12 protein-coding genes are annotated in these 16040 nt (G+C 64.4%); 5 read left to right on the top strand and 7 right to left on the bottom strand.

What is annotated here, in order from left to right; genetic code table 11:
- The first annotated feature begins 39 nt into the window (after positions 1-39).
- From mycP to B586_RS22360, 5 genes are all read left to right on the top strand, one after another.
- Positions 40-1380 (top strand): type VII secretion-associated serine protease mycosin, encoded by a 1341-nt coding sequence (gene mycP, locus B586_RS19525; protein WP_047315639.1) that lies wholly within the window; start codon positions 40-42, stop codon positions 1378-1380.
- Positions 1377-2765, top strand: coding sequence for a type VII secretion protein EccE (eccE, locus tag B586_RS19520; protein ID WP_054879070.1), 1389 nt, complete (start codon positions 1377-1379; stop codon positions 2763-2765). Before mycP ends, eccE begins: the two co-directional genes overlap by 4 nt.
- Before the next feature lie 163 nt (positions 2766-2928).
- Positions 2929-4302 (top strand): EspB family ESX-1 secretion system-associated protein, encoded by a 1374-nt coding sequence (gene espB, locus B586_RS19515; protein ID WP_047315637.1) that lies wholly within the window; start codon positions 2929-2931, stop codon positions 4300-4302.
- Positions 4302-4643 carry a YbaB/EbfC family nucleoid-associated protein gene (locus tag B586_RS19510; protein ID WP_047315636.1) on the top strand — a complete coding sequence of 114 codons (342 nt, stop codon included), beginning with the start codon at positions 4302-4304 and terminating at the stop codon, positions 4641-4643. Before espB ends, B586_RS19510 begins: the two co-directional genes overlap by 1 nt.
- 442 nt (positions 4644-5085) lie before the next feature.
- Positions 5086-7461 (top strand): secretion protein EspK, encoded by a 2376-nt coding sequence (locus B586_RS22360; RefSeq protein ID WP_054879071.1) that lies wholly within the window; start codon positions 5086-5088, stop codon positions 7459-7461.
- Between the two features lie 173 nt (positions 7462-7634).
- On the opposite strand, the gene B586_RS19495 is transcribed toward B586_RS22360, so the two are convergent.
- The 7 genes from B586_RS19495 to eccCb form a co-directional block, all read right to left on the bottom strand.
- On the bottom strand, positions 7635-8585 hold the full coding sequence (locus B586_RS19495; RefSeq protein WP_054879072.1) for a hypothetical protein: 951 nt from the start codon (positions 8583-8585) through the stop codon (positions 7635-7637).
- A 100-nt stretch (positions 8586-8685) separates the two neighbouring features.
- Entirely contained in the window at positions 8686-10224 is a 1539-nt protein-coding gene (gene eccD, locus B586_RS19490) for a type VII secretion integral membrane protein EccD (protein ID WP_054879073.1), read from the bottom strand.
- Positions 10221-12113 carry an ESX-1 associated ATP-binding protein EpsI N-terminal domain-containing protein gene (locus B586_RS19485; RefSeq protein ID WP_054879074.1) on the bottom strand — a complete coding sequence of 631 codons (1893 nt, stop codon included), beginning with the start codon at positions 12111-12113 and terminating at the stop codon, positions 10221-10223. Before B586_RS19485 ends, eccD begins: the two co-directional genes overlap by 4 nt.
- A 90-nt stretch (positions 12114-12203) precedes the next feature.
- Complete coding sequence (locus tag B586_RS19480; RefSeq protein WP_054879075.1) at positions 12204-12491, bottom strand: WXG100 family type VII secretion target; 288 nt, start codon at positions 12489-12491, stop codon at positions 12204-12206.
- 31 nt (positions 12492-12522) lie between these two features.
- Complete coding sequence (locus B586_RS19475; RefSeq protein ID WP_054879076.1) at positions 12523-12825, bottom strand: WXG100 family type VII secretion target; 303 nt, start codon at positions 12823-12825, stop codon at positions 12523-12525.
- An 88-nt stretch (positions 12826-12913) separates the two neighbouring features.
- Positions 12914-14047 (bottom strand): PPE family protein, encoded by a 1134-nt coding sequence (locus B586_RS19470; RefSeq protein WP_054880801.1) that lies wholly within the window; start codon positions 14045-14047, stop codon positions 12914-12916.
- 202 nt (positions 14048-14249) lie between these two features.
- Positions 14250-16028, bottom strand: a complete 1779-nt coding sequence (eccCb, locus tag B586_RS19465) for a type VII secretion protein EccCb (RefSeq protein WP_047316823.1) — start codon at positions 16026-16028, stop codon at positions 14250-14252.
- Between the last annotated feature and the right edge of the window lie 12 nt (positions 16029-16040).

The raw sequence follows: 16040 nt of genomic DNA, 5'->3' as shown, positions 1-16040 counted from the left end.
CCAGCGCAGCAGCTAGCGACATGAACGGAGTAGTCGGGGGTGCACCGTATCTTGCTGATGACGGTAGCGCTGGCGTTGCTGTTCGCGCCTCCTGCGCTGGCGATCAGCCCACCCTCGATCGACCCGGGCGCAGTGCCGCCCGATGTGACGGGGCCCGACCAGCCCACTGAGCAGAAGGTGATGTGCTCGGCGCCTACAACGCTGCCGGATTCCAGTTTCCACGATCCGCCCTGGAGCAACACCTACATAGGCGTCAGTGACGCGCACAAGTTCGCAACCGGGGCCGGGGTGACAGTGGCCGTGATCGACACCGGCGTCGAGGCCTCGCCGCGGGTCCCGGCGGAACCCGGTGGTGACTTCGTCGATCAAGCCGGCAACGGGCTATCCGATTGCGACGCGCATGGAACGCTGACCGCTTCCATCATCGGCGGCCGACCCGCGCCCACCGACGGATTCATCGGCGTCGCGCCCGACGTGCGTCTGCTCTCGCTGCGACAAACCTCAGAGGCTTTTCAGCCGGTCGGCGCGCAACCCAACGCCAATGATCCCAACTCGACACCAGCGGCTGGGTCTGTCCGCAGCCTGGCCCGCGCGGTGGTGCACGCCGCCAATCTTGGTGCGGGCGTGATCAATATCAGCGAAGCTGCCTGCTACAAGGCGAATAGGCCGCTCGATGAATCGACGTTGGGAGCAGCGATCAACTATGCGGTCAACGCTAAGGGCGTGGTGATCATCGTCGCGGCCGGCAACACCGGCGGGGATTGCACGCAGAATCCGATGCCTGACCCGTCAACGCCCAACGACCCACGCGGCTGGAGCAAGGTGCAGACCATCGTCACACCGGCCTGGTACGCACCCTTGGTGCTCACCGTCGGCGGTATCGCACAGAACGGGATGCCGAGCCAGTTCTCGGTACACGGACCATGGGTAGGCGTCGCGGCGCCGGCGGAAAACATTGTCGCGCTGGGCTATCACGGTGAACCGGTGAACGCGCTGCAAGGTAAGGAGGGGCCGGTCCCCATTGCCGGCACCTCGTTCGCCGCCGCATATGTCTCCGGTCTGGCGGCCCTGCTGCGACAGCGGTTTCCCGACCTGACGCCGGCGCAGATCATTAACCGGATCACCGCCACCGCTCGCCATCCCGGAGGCGGCGTCGACGACGCCGTCGGCGCGGGTGTCATCAATGCCGTGGCAGCGCTTACCTGGGATATTCCGCTGGGTCCTGCGTCAGAGCCGTTCAACGTCAGAAGAGTTCCGCCGCCGGTCATCACACCGGGCCCCGATCGCAGGCCGATCATGTTTGTGGCGCTGGGGATCTTGGGCTTGTCGATGGCGCTGGGACTGGGTGTATTGGTTGGGCGGGCGCTACGACGCCAATGAGGAATCCAATACGGCTACGTTTCAGCACGGGGCGTGCACTGCTCGTTGCGGCGTTGGCCCCGCCCTGCATTATGTTGTCCGCCCACACCCAATACTGGTGGCACAGCATTGCGCTGGTGTCGCTGGTCGTCATCCTGACCCTGGTCCAATTTTCCGGACGCCGGCTAAGCGGCTGGCTGATGGCGCTCTATTTATTTTTCCGGCGTCGTCGTAAGCCGCTGGACACCCCGTCGGAGCCGGTGGTCGGTGCCACCGTGAAACCGGCAGATCACGTTGCTGTGCGCTGGCAAGACGGGTTTCTGGTCTCGGTCGTCGAACTGATTCCCAGACCATTTACCCCGACGGTCATCGTCGATGGGGAAGCGCAGACCGACGACGTGCTGGAGACCCGGCTGTTGGAGCACCTGCTGTCGGTGCACTGTCCGGACTTGGAGGCCGTTGTCGTGTCGGCGGGTTACCGTGTCGGCCACACCGCGTCACCAGACGTCGTGAACCTGTACCAGCAGGTGATCGGTGCCGACCCGGCGCCCGCGCATCGCCGGACCTGGATCATGCTGCGGGCCGACCCGGTGCGCACCCGAAAGTCTGCGCAGCGGCGTGACGCCGGCGTCGCGGGGCTGGCCCGGTATCTGGTCGCGGCCACGACGCGTATCGCAGATCAGTTGGCGAGCCATGGCGTGGACGCGGTCTGTGGACGCAGCTTCGACGACGTCGACCACGCTACCGACGTAGGCTTCGTGCGGGAGAAGTGGTCGATGATCCGGGGGCGAGACGCCTATAGCGTCGCCTACACCGCGCCCGCTGGTCCGGATGCGTGGTGGTCGGCGCGGGCCGACCACACGATCACCAGGGTCCGGGTGGCTCCCGGGAAGACACCGCAGGCCACAGTGGTGCTGACGACGCTCGGGAAACCAAAAACGCCACGCGGGTTTTATCGCCTGCTCGGTGGCCAGCAGCCGGCATTGCTAGGCCGGCTCTTCGTCGCCTACCAGCATTGCCAGCTGCCCATCGGATCAGCGGGTGTACTCGTCGGCGAGACGGTGAACCGATGCCCGGTCTACATGCCGTTCGACGACGTCGACGTGAGCATCAGCTTGGGTGACGCCCAGACGTTCACGCAGTTCGCGGTGCGGGCAGCGGCCGCAGGGGGCATCGTCACACTCGGACAGCAATTCGAGAAATTCGCCGGGCTGATCGGCGGACACACCGGGTCGGTGGCGAAGGTGGCGTGGCCGAATGCGACGACCTACCTCGGCCCCCACCCCGGCAGCGAGCCGGTGCTACTTAAGCACGACATCATCGGCACTCCGCGGCATCGCGAGTTGCCGATCCGCCGGATTTCCCCACCCGAGGAAAGCCACTACCAGATGGCGCTACCGAAGTAGCGACGAGCTGTGATAGCCACGCTGAGCAGCACAATCTGGGTACCGACTCGCTGCCGTGGGCTACCGCCCGCACGGGATATGACACCGGGACGCAAGAATTTAGTGCGGCAACCACTGACATCAGCGACGATAATGTCTGTAGCACTAAGGAGGCTGATGTGACATGACACAACCGCAGACGATGACGGTGGAGCAGACCGAGATCCTGGCCAGAGCCGCCGAGGTGGAGTCAGCGATGACGGCAGCACCAACCGACGTAGTTGCCGACGCGTGCGCTCTTCAGGTCGCAGTCAACGCGGCCCAACAACTCAATTTGAACGCCGACAACATGCGGACCTACCTTGCGGCGGGCTATCAGGAGTGGAAGAAGCTGGCGCAGTCCATGCGGAACGCGGCCAAGGCCTATGGGGAGGTTGATGAGGAGTCGGCGCAGGTCATGAACAACGACGGCCAAGGTTCCGTGTCGGCCCATTCGGCCGGGACGGGGAGTGACGGCGCGGCCGCGTTAGGTGACACTCCGACCGTGCAATCAGGCGAACCCAACTTCACCGATCTCAAAACGGCCGCCACCCAAATCGGACAACCTGACCAGGGGGCATCAGCCAAAAACTTTAGGGATGCATGGGTTAGTTACAACCTAAAGTTGCAGGAAATGAAAAAGCGTTTCCGGCCCTTCCAGGATTGGACGGGCGACGCGGCGGCCGCGGTTACGGCTTCAATGGAACAACAAAGCGAGTGGCTAGACCGGATGGCGCAAACCAGCGTCGCGATGGCTAAGCAGGGCGGCTTCGTGGCGGATTCGCAGCGCACGGCCTATACAAACCACCCCAAACTGTATGACGTCCAGGCGCTCGAAGCGAAATACAACTCGACCACCGACGAGAACACCAGACGGCAACTCATGCAGACCTATGCGACGTATCAGCAAAAGTCTGATGACGTCCTGTCCCAGTACAACAGCAACTGCATTCTCGAGGCAGTGCAGCCACCGAAACCGGCCGCCGCGGTCAAAATCGACCCGCCGCCGGACCCGAGTCAACAGGGTCTGATACCCGGCTTCGTGATGAGCGGTTTGCAGAATGGCGCTGGCGGGGGCCTCACGCCGCCCATGATGCCCCCCATGGGCGGGTCCAGTGGCGGCGCGCCGGCTGCCACGGGCGCGGAGCTGACCAGTGCCGTGCAGGAAGCGGCGCATGCGCCGGCGGCAGCGGGTGCCGGGATGAAGCCGATGTCGCTCGGCGGCGGGGGAATCGGAGGCGCGTCGGCGGCGCCGCTGGCGCCCGCGATCGACGCCGAATCTGTGCGGCCCGCTGCGACGACCGACATCGCAGGGGCGGGTCGTGGCGCCGGCCCCGCCGGCGGTGCGATGGGCGGCGGTGGCATGGGAATGCCGATGGGCGCTCATGGTGCGGGACACGGAAGTGCCAAAACCAAGGGCACTCAGCAAGACGACGAAGCGCTTTACACCGAGGATCGGGCGTGGACTGAGGCCGTCATCGGTAATCGCCGCCGCCAAGACAGCAAGGAGTCAAAGTAATGGATTTGGATCCAGCGCAAGCTCGGACACTGGCTCTGCTGGGGCAATTTCAGTCGGCCCTGGACGGGCAGTTCAACCGAATGAACGACGGAGTTTTCAAGGCTTCGGACCAAGAAAAGACCGTCGAAGTAACGATCAATGGGTATCAGTGGCTCACCGGCATCCGTATCGAAAGCGGCGCTTTGCGGGAGCTGGGCCACGAGGTGGTTGCCGCTCGAATCAACGAGGCCTTGCAGAACGCGCAGGGCGCGGCAACCGCTTACAACGAAGTCGCGGGGGAGCAGCTCGCCGCGAGGTTGTCCGCCCTTTCCCGCGCGATCAGCGAACCGCCGCCGGCTTAGCACTCGTTGTGACGGCCTGAACTCGAAGGAATTAGCGTCGTAGTACGCATTTCAGCGACGTTGCTGGTTATTGGGTTCGTGGCACGGATCGGCGCGGTATCGGCGGACCATTATTGCGGCTGAGCACGAATTGGTGACCAGCCCCGCCAGCCATGTGTGGGTGCGCACCACGTTCCGCTTTGATCGCTAAATTGCCGCAGCTAGCTGCCCTTAATGTCGGTTACGCTTGATAAGCATGATCTGCGGTATCAGCATCGAGCGGCCGACAGCGTATTCGGGAGGTAACACCGTGACCGAGGGCCCAAGCTGCGCAGCACGCGTGCCAATTCAACGCGCGATTACCGTGGACATCGATGATGCTCGGCGGACCGACACCGTGGCGTGGGGCTCGGCGACAGAGGTGATCGATGTGGCCGGGCAGTTGCTGGGAGGTGAATAGACGATGGGTATTTCGAAGCCGACGGGTGAGTATGCCGAGCAGATGCTCAATCCGGGCGGGTGGCCAGACGCCAATGAGGACATCTTCTATGACCGCGCACAAGAGTTCAACCAGGTTTTGTGGAAGGTCACCGATGTTTTGGAGACAACCCGGTACCAGAAGGGCCTAGTCTTCGACACTGGTGTTTGGTTGGGCGGTGCCGCCAATGCCGCCAGCGGCGCGCTCGGCGCGAATATCAATCAATTGATGACGCTGCAGGATTATCTCGCAACGGCGATTACCTGGCACCGGCATATCGCCGGGTTAATTGCGCAAGCTAAGTCGGCTATCGGCAACAATGTCGACGGGGCTCATAGGGACATCATCGTCCTAGAGAATGACGCTGAGATGGACGCCGACGAGCGCGCCGCCGCAATTAATGAATTGGTCAACTCGACACACGTGGCCAATGTCAGCGTGGTCTCCGACGCCGCTGAGCAGGTCCTGGCGTCTAAGAACTGGAAGCCGCCGAACGATGCCTTGAAAGACCTGCTCGACCAGAAATCGCCACCCCCTCCAGACATACCGACGCTGGTGGTCGAGACCCCGGGCACCGGGCCGAACATCCCGAGACCAACCCCGGCACCTTTCATTCCAATGCCGGTTCCGCCGGTTATCCCGAGCAAGCCCGGTATTCCGGTCACACCAACCCCGGTCCGACCCGTGACACCCACGCCGGTCACTCCAGGAACGCCGGGGAGACCGGTCACCCCGGTGGTGCCCGGCGTACCGACGCCGGGGAAGCCGGTCACACCGGTGCATCCGGTTACGCCGGGGAAGCCGGTCACACCGGTGCATCCGGTTACGCCGGGGAAGCCGACTACACCGGTGCATCCGGTTACGCCGGGGAAGCCGGTTACGCCGGTGCATCCGGTTACGCCGGGGACGCCGGTTACGCCGGGGCATCCGGTTACGCCGACGCCGGCCCCTGTTACACCGTCGCAGCCGCAGCCTGTCACACCCGCGCCGCAGCCAGCTCCCGTGGCACCGCCGCACTCGGCGCCCATCACGCCATCTCCGGCACCTGCGCCCCAGCCAGCCCCAGACGCACCTGCTTCGCCTAATCAGCCCTTAACGCCGGCGGATCCTGGAAAACCCAGTCCCACGACGCCGGACGTCCCGGGGCACGACGCTCCTCATGTGAAACCGGCGGCAGCGACAACGACCGATGCGCCAGCACCGGGTAGGCATGTCGATCATCAACTGCAGCCCGGGGCGCGAGTAGACGACACATCAACTGGAGTGGCGCCCGCCGCAGCCGGTGGCGTAGGTGTACCCGCCGCGCGGTCGGCACCTGCCCCGTCGATGGGTGGTGGTGGCTCGAAACCGGGCGGAGGCTTGAGCGCGGGTCCGGCCACGGCATCGGGCGCGACCCCGCGTGGTGGGGTTGGCCGGGCGCCGTTGGGATCGGTCAAGCCAACGGCAGCGGCGCCGAGCACCGAACACGCATCGACACGTCTCGCTGGTCATGTGGCGTCGACGCACGACACGCGTGACACTGAGCCACCCGATGTGGCGGCGGCGGTGTCGGTCCCGGTTTCGGCGGCGCGGGCCGCGCGCGACGCCGCGACTGCAGCTACCCGCCGCAGCGCGAAGTCTGATCCGTTGGCGTTGGCGCGACGCATAGCGGCTGCGCTAAACGCGTCCGACAGCCCTGGTCTGGGCGACTTCGGATTCTTCTGGATAACCGCGGTGACCACCGACGGAAAGATCGTGGTGGCCAACAGCTACGGGCTGGCCTATATTCCCGACGGGGTGGAGTTACCGAAAGCAGTGCATATGGCTAGCGCTGATGATGCGGTCCCTGCCGAAGAGCGGGCTCGCTCTGCTACCTACCCGATCATGGCCGTCCAGGGCTGGGCGACCCATCACGCAACCAAGCTGCGGGCGGTAATCGGTACCAAGGAGCAGTTGGCCAACTCCGATCCCGGCGCAGCCAAGATTGTGCTGGAGCCGGATGACATCCCCGAGAGCGGCCAGATGGTCGGTCGGTCTCGGCTGGAAGTGGTGGATCCTGAGGCGGCGGCTCGGCTGGCAGATACCAGCGATGTGCGTTTGATTGATCTGTTGCCCCCGGCTCCGGCTGATGCCAATCCGCCAGAAGATGGGCGGACCATGATGTGGTTCGACCTGATGAAGTTCATGACCAGCACCGCCGGCGGCCGCGAGGTCGCACACCTGCGGGCGTTCCACACCTATGCTGCCCACGCCAGAGATATCGCACTGCACCAGGCGTACAATGCGGCCGACGCGCAAGCCCTGCGTCCGGCCGTGGCCGACTGGCTGTATTGGCAATACGTCGCTGGGCTACTTGACAGCGCCATGTCGGACGCGTCCTAGGCCAGGGCGGGCAACAGCCGCGACGATGAATCCGGTTGCCTCGGCCGTCGTGAGAATCGTGGTGGCAGAGGCATATTGGTTACCCGCTATCGCGTTGCGGGCGGCGCGCATGCGTGCTTGGGCGGCTAGGAGCAGCGCGGAGTCCGCTCGAAGATCAAACTATCGCTTGAAGATCAAACTATGGGGGCGTCGGAGCGAGTGTTGGGGCCGGCGGCTGCGCCGGTCTCGGCCCGCTGGTTCCCAGCTTCTTCCGGCGTTGCCTGGCTGACCAGACGCTTTGGCACGGTGCTGCCCGGCGTGCCTCCCCCGGCGCCCTGCGGCGCACTCGGTGACCCGCCCAGCGGGGCGCTCGCCGGGGTGCCACCGGTTGCACCGGCGCCGACTTGGGGCGAAGCGGTCCCTACGCTGTGGACGAGTGTGGCGTCTTCGACGCCGAGCGGGGAGTCAAAGCCGGATTGCTGCTGCGAGTCCTTGTCCTCGCCGTCTTTTCTTGTTTCGCTGACCATTTGCGCCGGCGCTGCGCTGCCCTGGGCGGCGCTCTGAGAGCCCGCTTGCTGCGCGACTTGAGTGACGGTTTGCATCATCATTGGCGACATTTGTTGCGCCATTTGACCGGCCTGCGGGGCCATCTCGGCTAGTTGCGGCACGGTGGCAGCGAGTCGTGGCGCCAGGTCGGATAAGTTCTGTTGAAGCTGACCGCCCATAACCTGGTCGGCCATCTGACCGAGCTCCGGCGAGAATTTTGATAGCAGCGACGAAGCCATCGCTCCCATCCCTCCGCCGAACTGATCCGTCGGGTCTGCTGCCGCACTGGCTCCAAACGCGTCGCCAGCCGAGCCGAAGAGGAATTGCGTCAAACCGTCGCCCAGCGCCTGATCCGCTTTCGTATATACGTCCGCCGCGGTGGATATGTTGGACGCTGTCCTGGTGAGGGCCGCTTTAACCGCAGGTAAGCCGTCGACCGTCAGTGATTCAATCCCGGGCATAGTGGTGTTGATCGCCGACGACAGCGAATCGGTTCCGGTCGCTGTGATCGGCGACGGAGGCACCGGGAAAACAAGGTTGCGGAGCTTGGCCCCTGCTGCAGTCAGGCCGGCAGGATCGACAGCCAATGGTTCAGACATCGCCGGGCCCTTTCTCTAGGCTTCCCATTGAGGAAATTTTACCGGACGTGGCACCCCTGAACTGCGGCAATCTAGCCGGCCCGCACCACTACGGGTGGCGCTAAAAGCGCAGGTTGCGGACCATGTCGTAAACGCCGGCGATCCACAGCAGCAACGGAATGATGGATGCGACCACCGCGCCGTCGATCAATTCCATAATCCGCTTCGTCACCGGTGAAACACGACGAACCCTGACCGTCGCCCCAAATACCACCAGCGCAATAACGGCTGCCGCCAGGTAGCTGGTCAGCAACAGCCAGGCAATCTGCGGGTACCAGACGCACAGCCTGATGGTCAACCCCGTCGGAATGACGACGGCGGCTGCCAGCAACGCCCACGCGCACCACCGCTCCGCGTAGAGCCGCGACCGAAACGCACACACCACCGTCAGCAGAGACGCCACCACCAAGCTGTGCGCGAAGAAGTGTCCGCGCACGACCACCGCGATAGCACCGGCACACAAAATTAGAGTGCCGGATATGACGTAACCGATCAGCAGCAGCTTGGCCAGGGTGCTGCGCTCGGTGAGCCGTGCCGCGGAGTCCGGCACCGACGCGATGATGGCCTGCCAGGTCGGCGTCTCCTCGTTAGTAGCCTCATGCGGAGTGACGACGGGATCAAGCAATTCTTCGTTGTCGACGGTCTCGCCGGGAACGGGTATCGGCGGCAGGGCGATCCGGGCGACGGCGACGGTCAGCTTGGCCGCATTCGTCACGATGAACAGCCCGAAGGCAATCGCGCCGGCCGGCACCCAGCGCTGGTAGCCAAAGCCGCACGCAACGGCGGCCCCGACGATCGCGATCGTGGTGATCACGACAAACGAGGCGTAGTCAGAATGCCGCCGAGCGCCACCCCGGGTCAGCAGGGTCAAAAACAGAACAGCTGCCGCTGCGGCGGCAAGCTGCGGTGGCCCCAACGAGTTGACCCCACTTGGTAGCGGGGTGGCCAACGCCGCGGCGCTGGCGATCAGCGGGTACGACGTCAGCAGCAGGCTCTCGGAAAGATCCAGATTTTTGTAAACCTTGCTTGCGACGATGCTGCCCGTCAGCGCGACGATGCCCAGGATGCCGATCACCAGCGACCAGAACGGGCTGCGCCCGGTTACCCACCATGCCCACACCGCGACGGCAGTGATCGGAATGCTCAAAACGGGGATTGCCACCCCGATGAAACGGTCCACCGCCTTGCGGTTGAACTCTGGCGATTCGTTGAGCACCGCGATCGCGTCGATGACGTCTTCGACCAGCGGCCGATACCGTTCGGTGCGACTCACCGACACCAGGGTCAACAGCGACCCGTCGACAACCCCAGCATCGTCGAGCGACTGGTCCAGCTTCAGTGGCGGCGAACCGGGCCGGGCAAACGTCCACACGCCCTGGGCGGAAAAGTCGAAGCCCGCCAGGACATCCGCCGGTGCGTCTTCAAGTAAATCGGATAGCACCGCGACGGTGTCATCGATGTAGGCCTCGATCGGCACCGCCGAGGGCAGCACCAAGTCGGTCATCCGTTTGCCAGTAAGAATCGTCACTCGGGTGGCGGACGGTCGCGCCGGAGTGACCCCGGCAGTGGTCGGGCTCGCAGTTACAGCAGGCGCACTCAATGGCGTCCAGCCCTCTCAAAATCGTCGGATAGTGCTGCGGCCAGCTCGAGAACCCGACGCCGGTAAAGGGGGTCGAGCTGGTCGAGCCGAATTTCGGTTCCGGCCGCGATGTGCTTGTCCCAGGGCAGTACCACAACCCGGCCGGGTTGAACTTGTTGTTCGAATTGTTGCACTAAATCTTTGCCCGCGATGTTGGGCTCTTCCGGCATGACGTGGTTGATCACCACACAAGCGCGATGCAGTAGGTCTTGGTAGCCGTTATGACGTAACCAGTCCAAAGCGACCGCAGCTTGCCGCGCGGCGTCAATCGACGCGCTGGCGACGATCACCACCCCGGACGCTGTCGAGAGCACACCGCGGGTGACCGGGTCGAACAAACCGACCCCGCAGTCGGCCAACACAACGTTGTAGAACTTCGATACTGCCGCGGCAGCGAAATTCCAGTCCTCTCCGTTCAGCGCGTGTTGGGCGGTGCTGTATTCCGCTGCGGGGAGGACTTCAAGATTGACCGCGTTCACGCTGGTGTGTGTGCGGATATCGTTGTAATGCGTCAGCTCTTTGTCTGCCAGTAGATCGGCGATGGTTGCATCCGAGGAACGGCCCGCCCGGTCGGCGAGGTTTCCGCAGCCGGTATCCGCGTCAACCACCAGGATCCGGTCATTACGCACCCGAGCCAACATCGAGCCCAAGGTGACCGTTACGGTCGTCTTACCGGCTCCGCCTTTGAGGCCCAAGATCCCGATCTGATACGAACCGCGGGGAGCCCGACGTACCCGCGCGCGCAAATCCAGCTCGTATCGCTCGTCTGGCGACAGGCCCAGGTTTATCCGGGTCACGGTGTGGACCCAACGCCGCCAGCCTCGTTTAGCCACCATTTTGCGCGGCTTCCTGGCCCTGGTGTTCCGTCCCGGCCGCACGCCGATTGTGGATGTCGCAGTTGAATCGGGCGGCGCGGCACGGCGACCGGCCATGCCATCGGGTCTGGCAGGAGGTTGCGTCGGAGCCGGCCTGGGCCGGGTCTCCGGCGCGGCCAGGTTCGCCCGGCGCGGTTCCGCTGTCCGCGGGCGCGGCGGGATCGTCGGATCGGTTGCAGATGTCAAGTTGGCCGGTTGGGTTTCGTCGCGATAGCGGTGGCCCCGGCGAGCGCGTCGTGAATGTTGGCCCGCAGCTGGACGCCGCGCTTCGGGCGGAGCCTGCGGGGTTTGCTGCGGCCTGCTCACGGGCATCGGGGGCAAAGGTGGTTTGGGCGGGGGTGGTTTGGGCGGGGCAGGTCGAGGGCCGCCGACGGCGGCTGGGGGGATTGGTGGTCTGGGCGCGGCCGGCGGTGCTACGGGTTCAGCAAACGAAGGTTCAGGAGAGGTGACCGGCGTTCGCTGGAATCCGCCGATGGGCATCGGCGGCATTGGCGGTGCAGGTTTGGCCGGGCCGGGCCCGCTGATCGGCATCGGGGCTGATGGGGGCTCGGTTTCAGGTACCTGATGTCCGGATGCCGCGGGTGGGTATTGCTCAGGCTCGCTGATCGGCATCGGCGGTGCCGCTGGCGTGGGTGGCGGCCCGCTAACTGGCATCGGGGCCCGCGGAGGTTCGGGCGCGCCGGGCGGGGATTGCGGCGAGCCGCCGATGGGCATCGGGGGCACAGGTGGTTTGGGTGGAGCCAAGGGGGGTTCTAGTGGGGCGGCAGACGGCGCAGCAGCCGGGGGTTCCGGCTCGAGCTGCGCTGACCAATCCGGCATTGGGGGCGCAGCCTCACCATTGGGCGTCGGAGAGCTGGTTGGTGTGGTGGGCGGCGGATACGATGGAGCGTCATCGAATGACTGCTCCGCTGCCTCATCTGGTGGAACGTCGGCACCCTCGGCGGGCCGAAAGAGCTTGTCGTAATCGGCCGCCATAAGAACCTTTCAGGTGCGTGGTCCAGTACACACGAGAAAGGGGCGAGATCCCCTGAGGTAGAACCCGCCCCGATCTCGTGCCTGGCCATTCTACCCGCCGAACATACCCGCAACGCCCGTCTCGGTCTGTTGCATCGCCTCAGCCGAGTGACCGATTGCCTGCGACAGATCGTTGAGTGCATTGTTCATGTTCTCGGTGTTCTGGTTGAAACGCTGCTGGACAGCCGCGTAGGACTCGTTACCGGAACCCTGCCACGAGCTCTGTAGCGTGTGGAGCGCCTCCTGGCATTCGTCGTTCAGCCCCTTGATTCTGGTGTAGCTACCCTGCAGGTCGGCGACGGCGGCCTGCATGGCCGGGAAGTTCCATGCTTGTGTCATTGTTTTGCTCCGTTCTTAGTGGTTGTTTGGATCAGAAGTTCATCTTCGAGGACAACGACTGCTGTGCTTCCTCGTCGGACTTGGTGTAGTTGGCGCCGGACCGGTTCAGGTTCTCGACGATGCCGTGCAGCTCGTTGATCTGGGCGTTGATGGCCTCGTCGAAGCGCTGCAGCGCACCAGCGGCTGCCGTGGCGGCCTGGCCCTGCCAGCTGCCCTTGAAGCCATTTCCGACGTTGTCAACGGCGGTCCGCTCTTGGCCGAGCCCCGACGCAATGCTGTCGAACTTCGCGGCCTGCTGGTTGAGGATTGCGGCCTCGGTCCTCATCTCTGCCATGGTGGTCTACTCTCTTTCTTGCTGTTCCTCGCCAGATACTGGCAAGTCTTTCCGGCCCGGGTGCCGGGAAGCCTGTGGTTGTGGGCGTTCACCAGTCGTCCTGGTCGTCGTCCCAGTCCTCTAAGTCGTTTTCGTCGAGTACCTCGGACTGCCGTGCCGGCGCTACCAGAGCCGCCCGGGTCGTCCCGCCGGCTTGGGCGCCGTGACCCAGCGAGCCCGCGCCCACGGGGGCAGCACCACCGGCTGCCGACGTACCGGCACCGGCGCCGGAAGCGGCGGCCGGCGCAACCGGCTTATCGATCAACTCGGCCAGCAGCGGTGTGCGTGCCAAGGACCCCCCCGCGCCGGGCAGCGCTTCGGCGCGCAGCAATCCCGCCCCGGTGGTGGGGCCCGTTCCACCGGCCAACGGGTGGTTAGACAGCGGACTGGCACCAAGCAGGCCGATCTGGGCGCCTTCCGTGTCGCCTAGGTGGCCGCTCGTGCTACCGCCGGTGCTGCCCATCGAGCTAAACAGCGACGTCACCTGCTGCACCGGCTGCGTCAGCTGCTGCATCGGGCCGGCCAGCTCCGCGACCTGCCCAACGGTTTGCTGCACCGCCTCAGTCGAAGGCAGGGCGGAGGAAAAGCCGGATGTCATCTGGGCGAACTGGTTCATCCCGGACGTCATGGCTGATGACAGGGATTGACTGCCTGAGGGATTAAGGATCGCGGCCATTGGCTCCAACTTTTGGAAAGCCGTGTTCAGCAGGGTTGCCGCCTGGTAGGCGTCCATCGCCACGGCGGCCTGGGTCCACATGCGGATGAAATAGTCCGCTTCCGTGAAGGCGATCGGCACCATATTGATGCCGAAGAAGTTGGTGGCGACAAGGACCGCCTCGGTGATGTGGTTCGCCGCGATCTCGATCAGCGTCGGCATGCTTGTCATCGCCTGCGTATACGCCGCGGCCTGCGCCGTTGCCTGTGTTGCACGCATCTTGGCCTGCTCTGACGCGGTTTGCAGCCACGCCACCATGGGCTTGGCAGCATCAATCGCATGCTCACTGCTTCCCCCGGTCCACACCTCGCCGAGGGAGGTCAGGCGCGCCAATAACTCGACCGACTCAGCGTCCATCGCCGCCGACAGGGCCTGCCACGACGCGGCCGCGGCGAGCATCGGGGCTGGCCCAGCCCCGGCCATCAGCCGCGCAACGTTGATCTCAGGTGGTAGTGCGTACCACAGCATCGGCGAAGTCATTTTCAACTCCCTCTGTCTGCGACGTCTTCTCGGGTCAGACTGCTACGCCAAAACGCGGGCGGCGCCGTTGTCGACTCGCGAATACGCATGAGCGACGTGGAGCGCGTCGCCCAAAGCGGCCCAACAGTTTGCCCTGGCCATGGCTCGGTCGTTGAGCTGCGGTCCAGGCTCCGCTGGGACTGAAATTATCCTAACCGCCTGCTGGGGGTGCTGCGAACACTTCTTCTGGAGGATCGACGTAGACCGCCTGGATGACCTCTTTGGCCTCCGGCGAGACCATAAATGCCTGGCCAGGAGGCCGCCGCTTGACCTTGATCTCGGAGGAGGGGAATTCCTGCTTATCGCCGGAAAGGAAGATGGTCGGAGCTCCCGCCCCGAAGGCACTGCCGACGAACTTGTCCATAGTCGCCTTATATGCCTGGCTCATCAGACAGGTGACAATGATGTGCAACCCGATATCCGGGGCCGCTGGCAATAACGGGGCGAGTGGGCCCATGGGCGGCGCACCGCCGGCGGCGCCGACGATCATGTGCCAATCGTCGACCAGCAGCACGACATCAAATCCGCTCCACCACGACCGCGACCGTAACTGCGCGGTGGTCAGGTCGGCCGGTGGCAACCGCTTTTTCAGGTTGGCCGTCAGGGCTTGGATGGCCTCGTCCAAGCTCGCGCTGTTGCGGTTGATCGCGCCGGCGTCGAGCAGGTGGCTGTCCGGCACCGCGTCCAACAGACCCGACCGGTAGTCGGCGAGCATGAACCGCACTTGTTGCGGACTGTTGCGGGCACAGATGGCACGCGCGATCGCATGCGCTGTGCGAGTCTTGCCCGATTTAGAATTACCGAAGATCAATAAGTGCGGATTTGAACTCATGTGAGCGTAGGCCACCGACAGGTCGGTTTCGCGTACTCCGACCGGAATCGTCCAGCGAGTGCGGTAGTCGGAATCCGGTCCGGGCGGGTTCGGGTCGATTTCGTGCAGGTAGACGCGCGATGGTAGAACCCGTACCTTGGGTGCCTGTTCAGTGGTTTGAGCCGCGATCTGCGTCACCCCGGCTGTCATCGCGTCCACCAGGTCGTCGGCGCTGTGTACGCCGTCGAACCTCGGCACCCCCATCATCAGGTGATGCTTCTCGACCGATATTGCCCGGCCCGGACGATTGGCGGGGATATCCCGAGCAATGCGGTCGATCTGGGTGTCGTTGACGTCGCCGAGTCGGAACTCGATTTTGGTGCCCAGATAGTCACGAACGCGTGACTTCAGTTCTGTCCAGCGCGGTGTGGTGATCACCGTGTGGACTCCGAACGAAAGCCCTTGTGCGGCTAGATCCTGGACCGTCCCTTCGAGGTCGGGAAACTCACTGGCAAATGCCGACCAACCGTCGATGATTAGAAATACGTCGCCGAACGGGTCGGCCGCGACGGGATGGTTGCGGTCCGTGCGCAGCTGCCGATACGCCGCCATCGAGCCGACCCGGTTTTCTTTGAAGGTAATTTCTCGTTGCCGCATAACGGCTTGCGCCTCGGCGATCACGCGGTTGACCCGGTCAGGCTCCGATCGGTTCGCTACCCCGCCGACGTGCGGCAGGTTTTCCAGATAGATCAGCCCGCCACCACCGAGATCGATGCAGTAGAACTGGACGTCCCGTGGTGAGTGCGTGGCAGCTGCCGACATCACCATGGTCTGCAGAAGTGTCGTCTTCCCGGTTTGTGGCGCGCCCCCGATGCCGATGTTGCCACCCGCCCCGGAAAGATCGACGCCCCAGATGTCCTGGCGGTGCCGGCGCGGCTCATCCATGATGCCCAACGCAAAGCGCAGCGGATGTCTGTTGCTGTCGCGCTCGATGAGTTCGTTCAGTGGTACCGGATCGAGCAGCGGCGGCAGCCACATCTTGTATGCACGGGATTCACCGGTGCCGAGTTGCTCGAGCACTACCTCGCGAAGCGCTCGTACTTCCGGTTCGGCAGTCATCTGCGCCGCTCC

The sequence above is a fragment of the Mycobacterium haemophilum DSM 44634 genome (assembly GCF_000340435.2).
Taxonomy (GTDB): Bacteria; Actinomycetota; Actinomycetes; order Mycobacteriales; family Mycobacteriaceae; genus Mycobacterium; species Mycobacterium haemophilum.
Note: the sequence above shows the minus strand (reverse complement) of the source record. Positions and strands in the feature narration are given on the sequence as shown.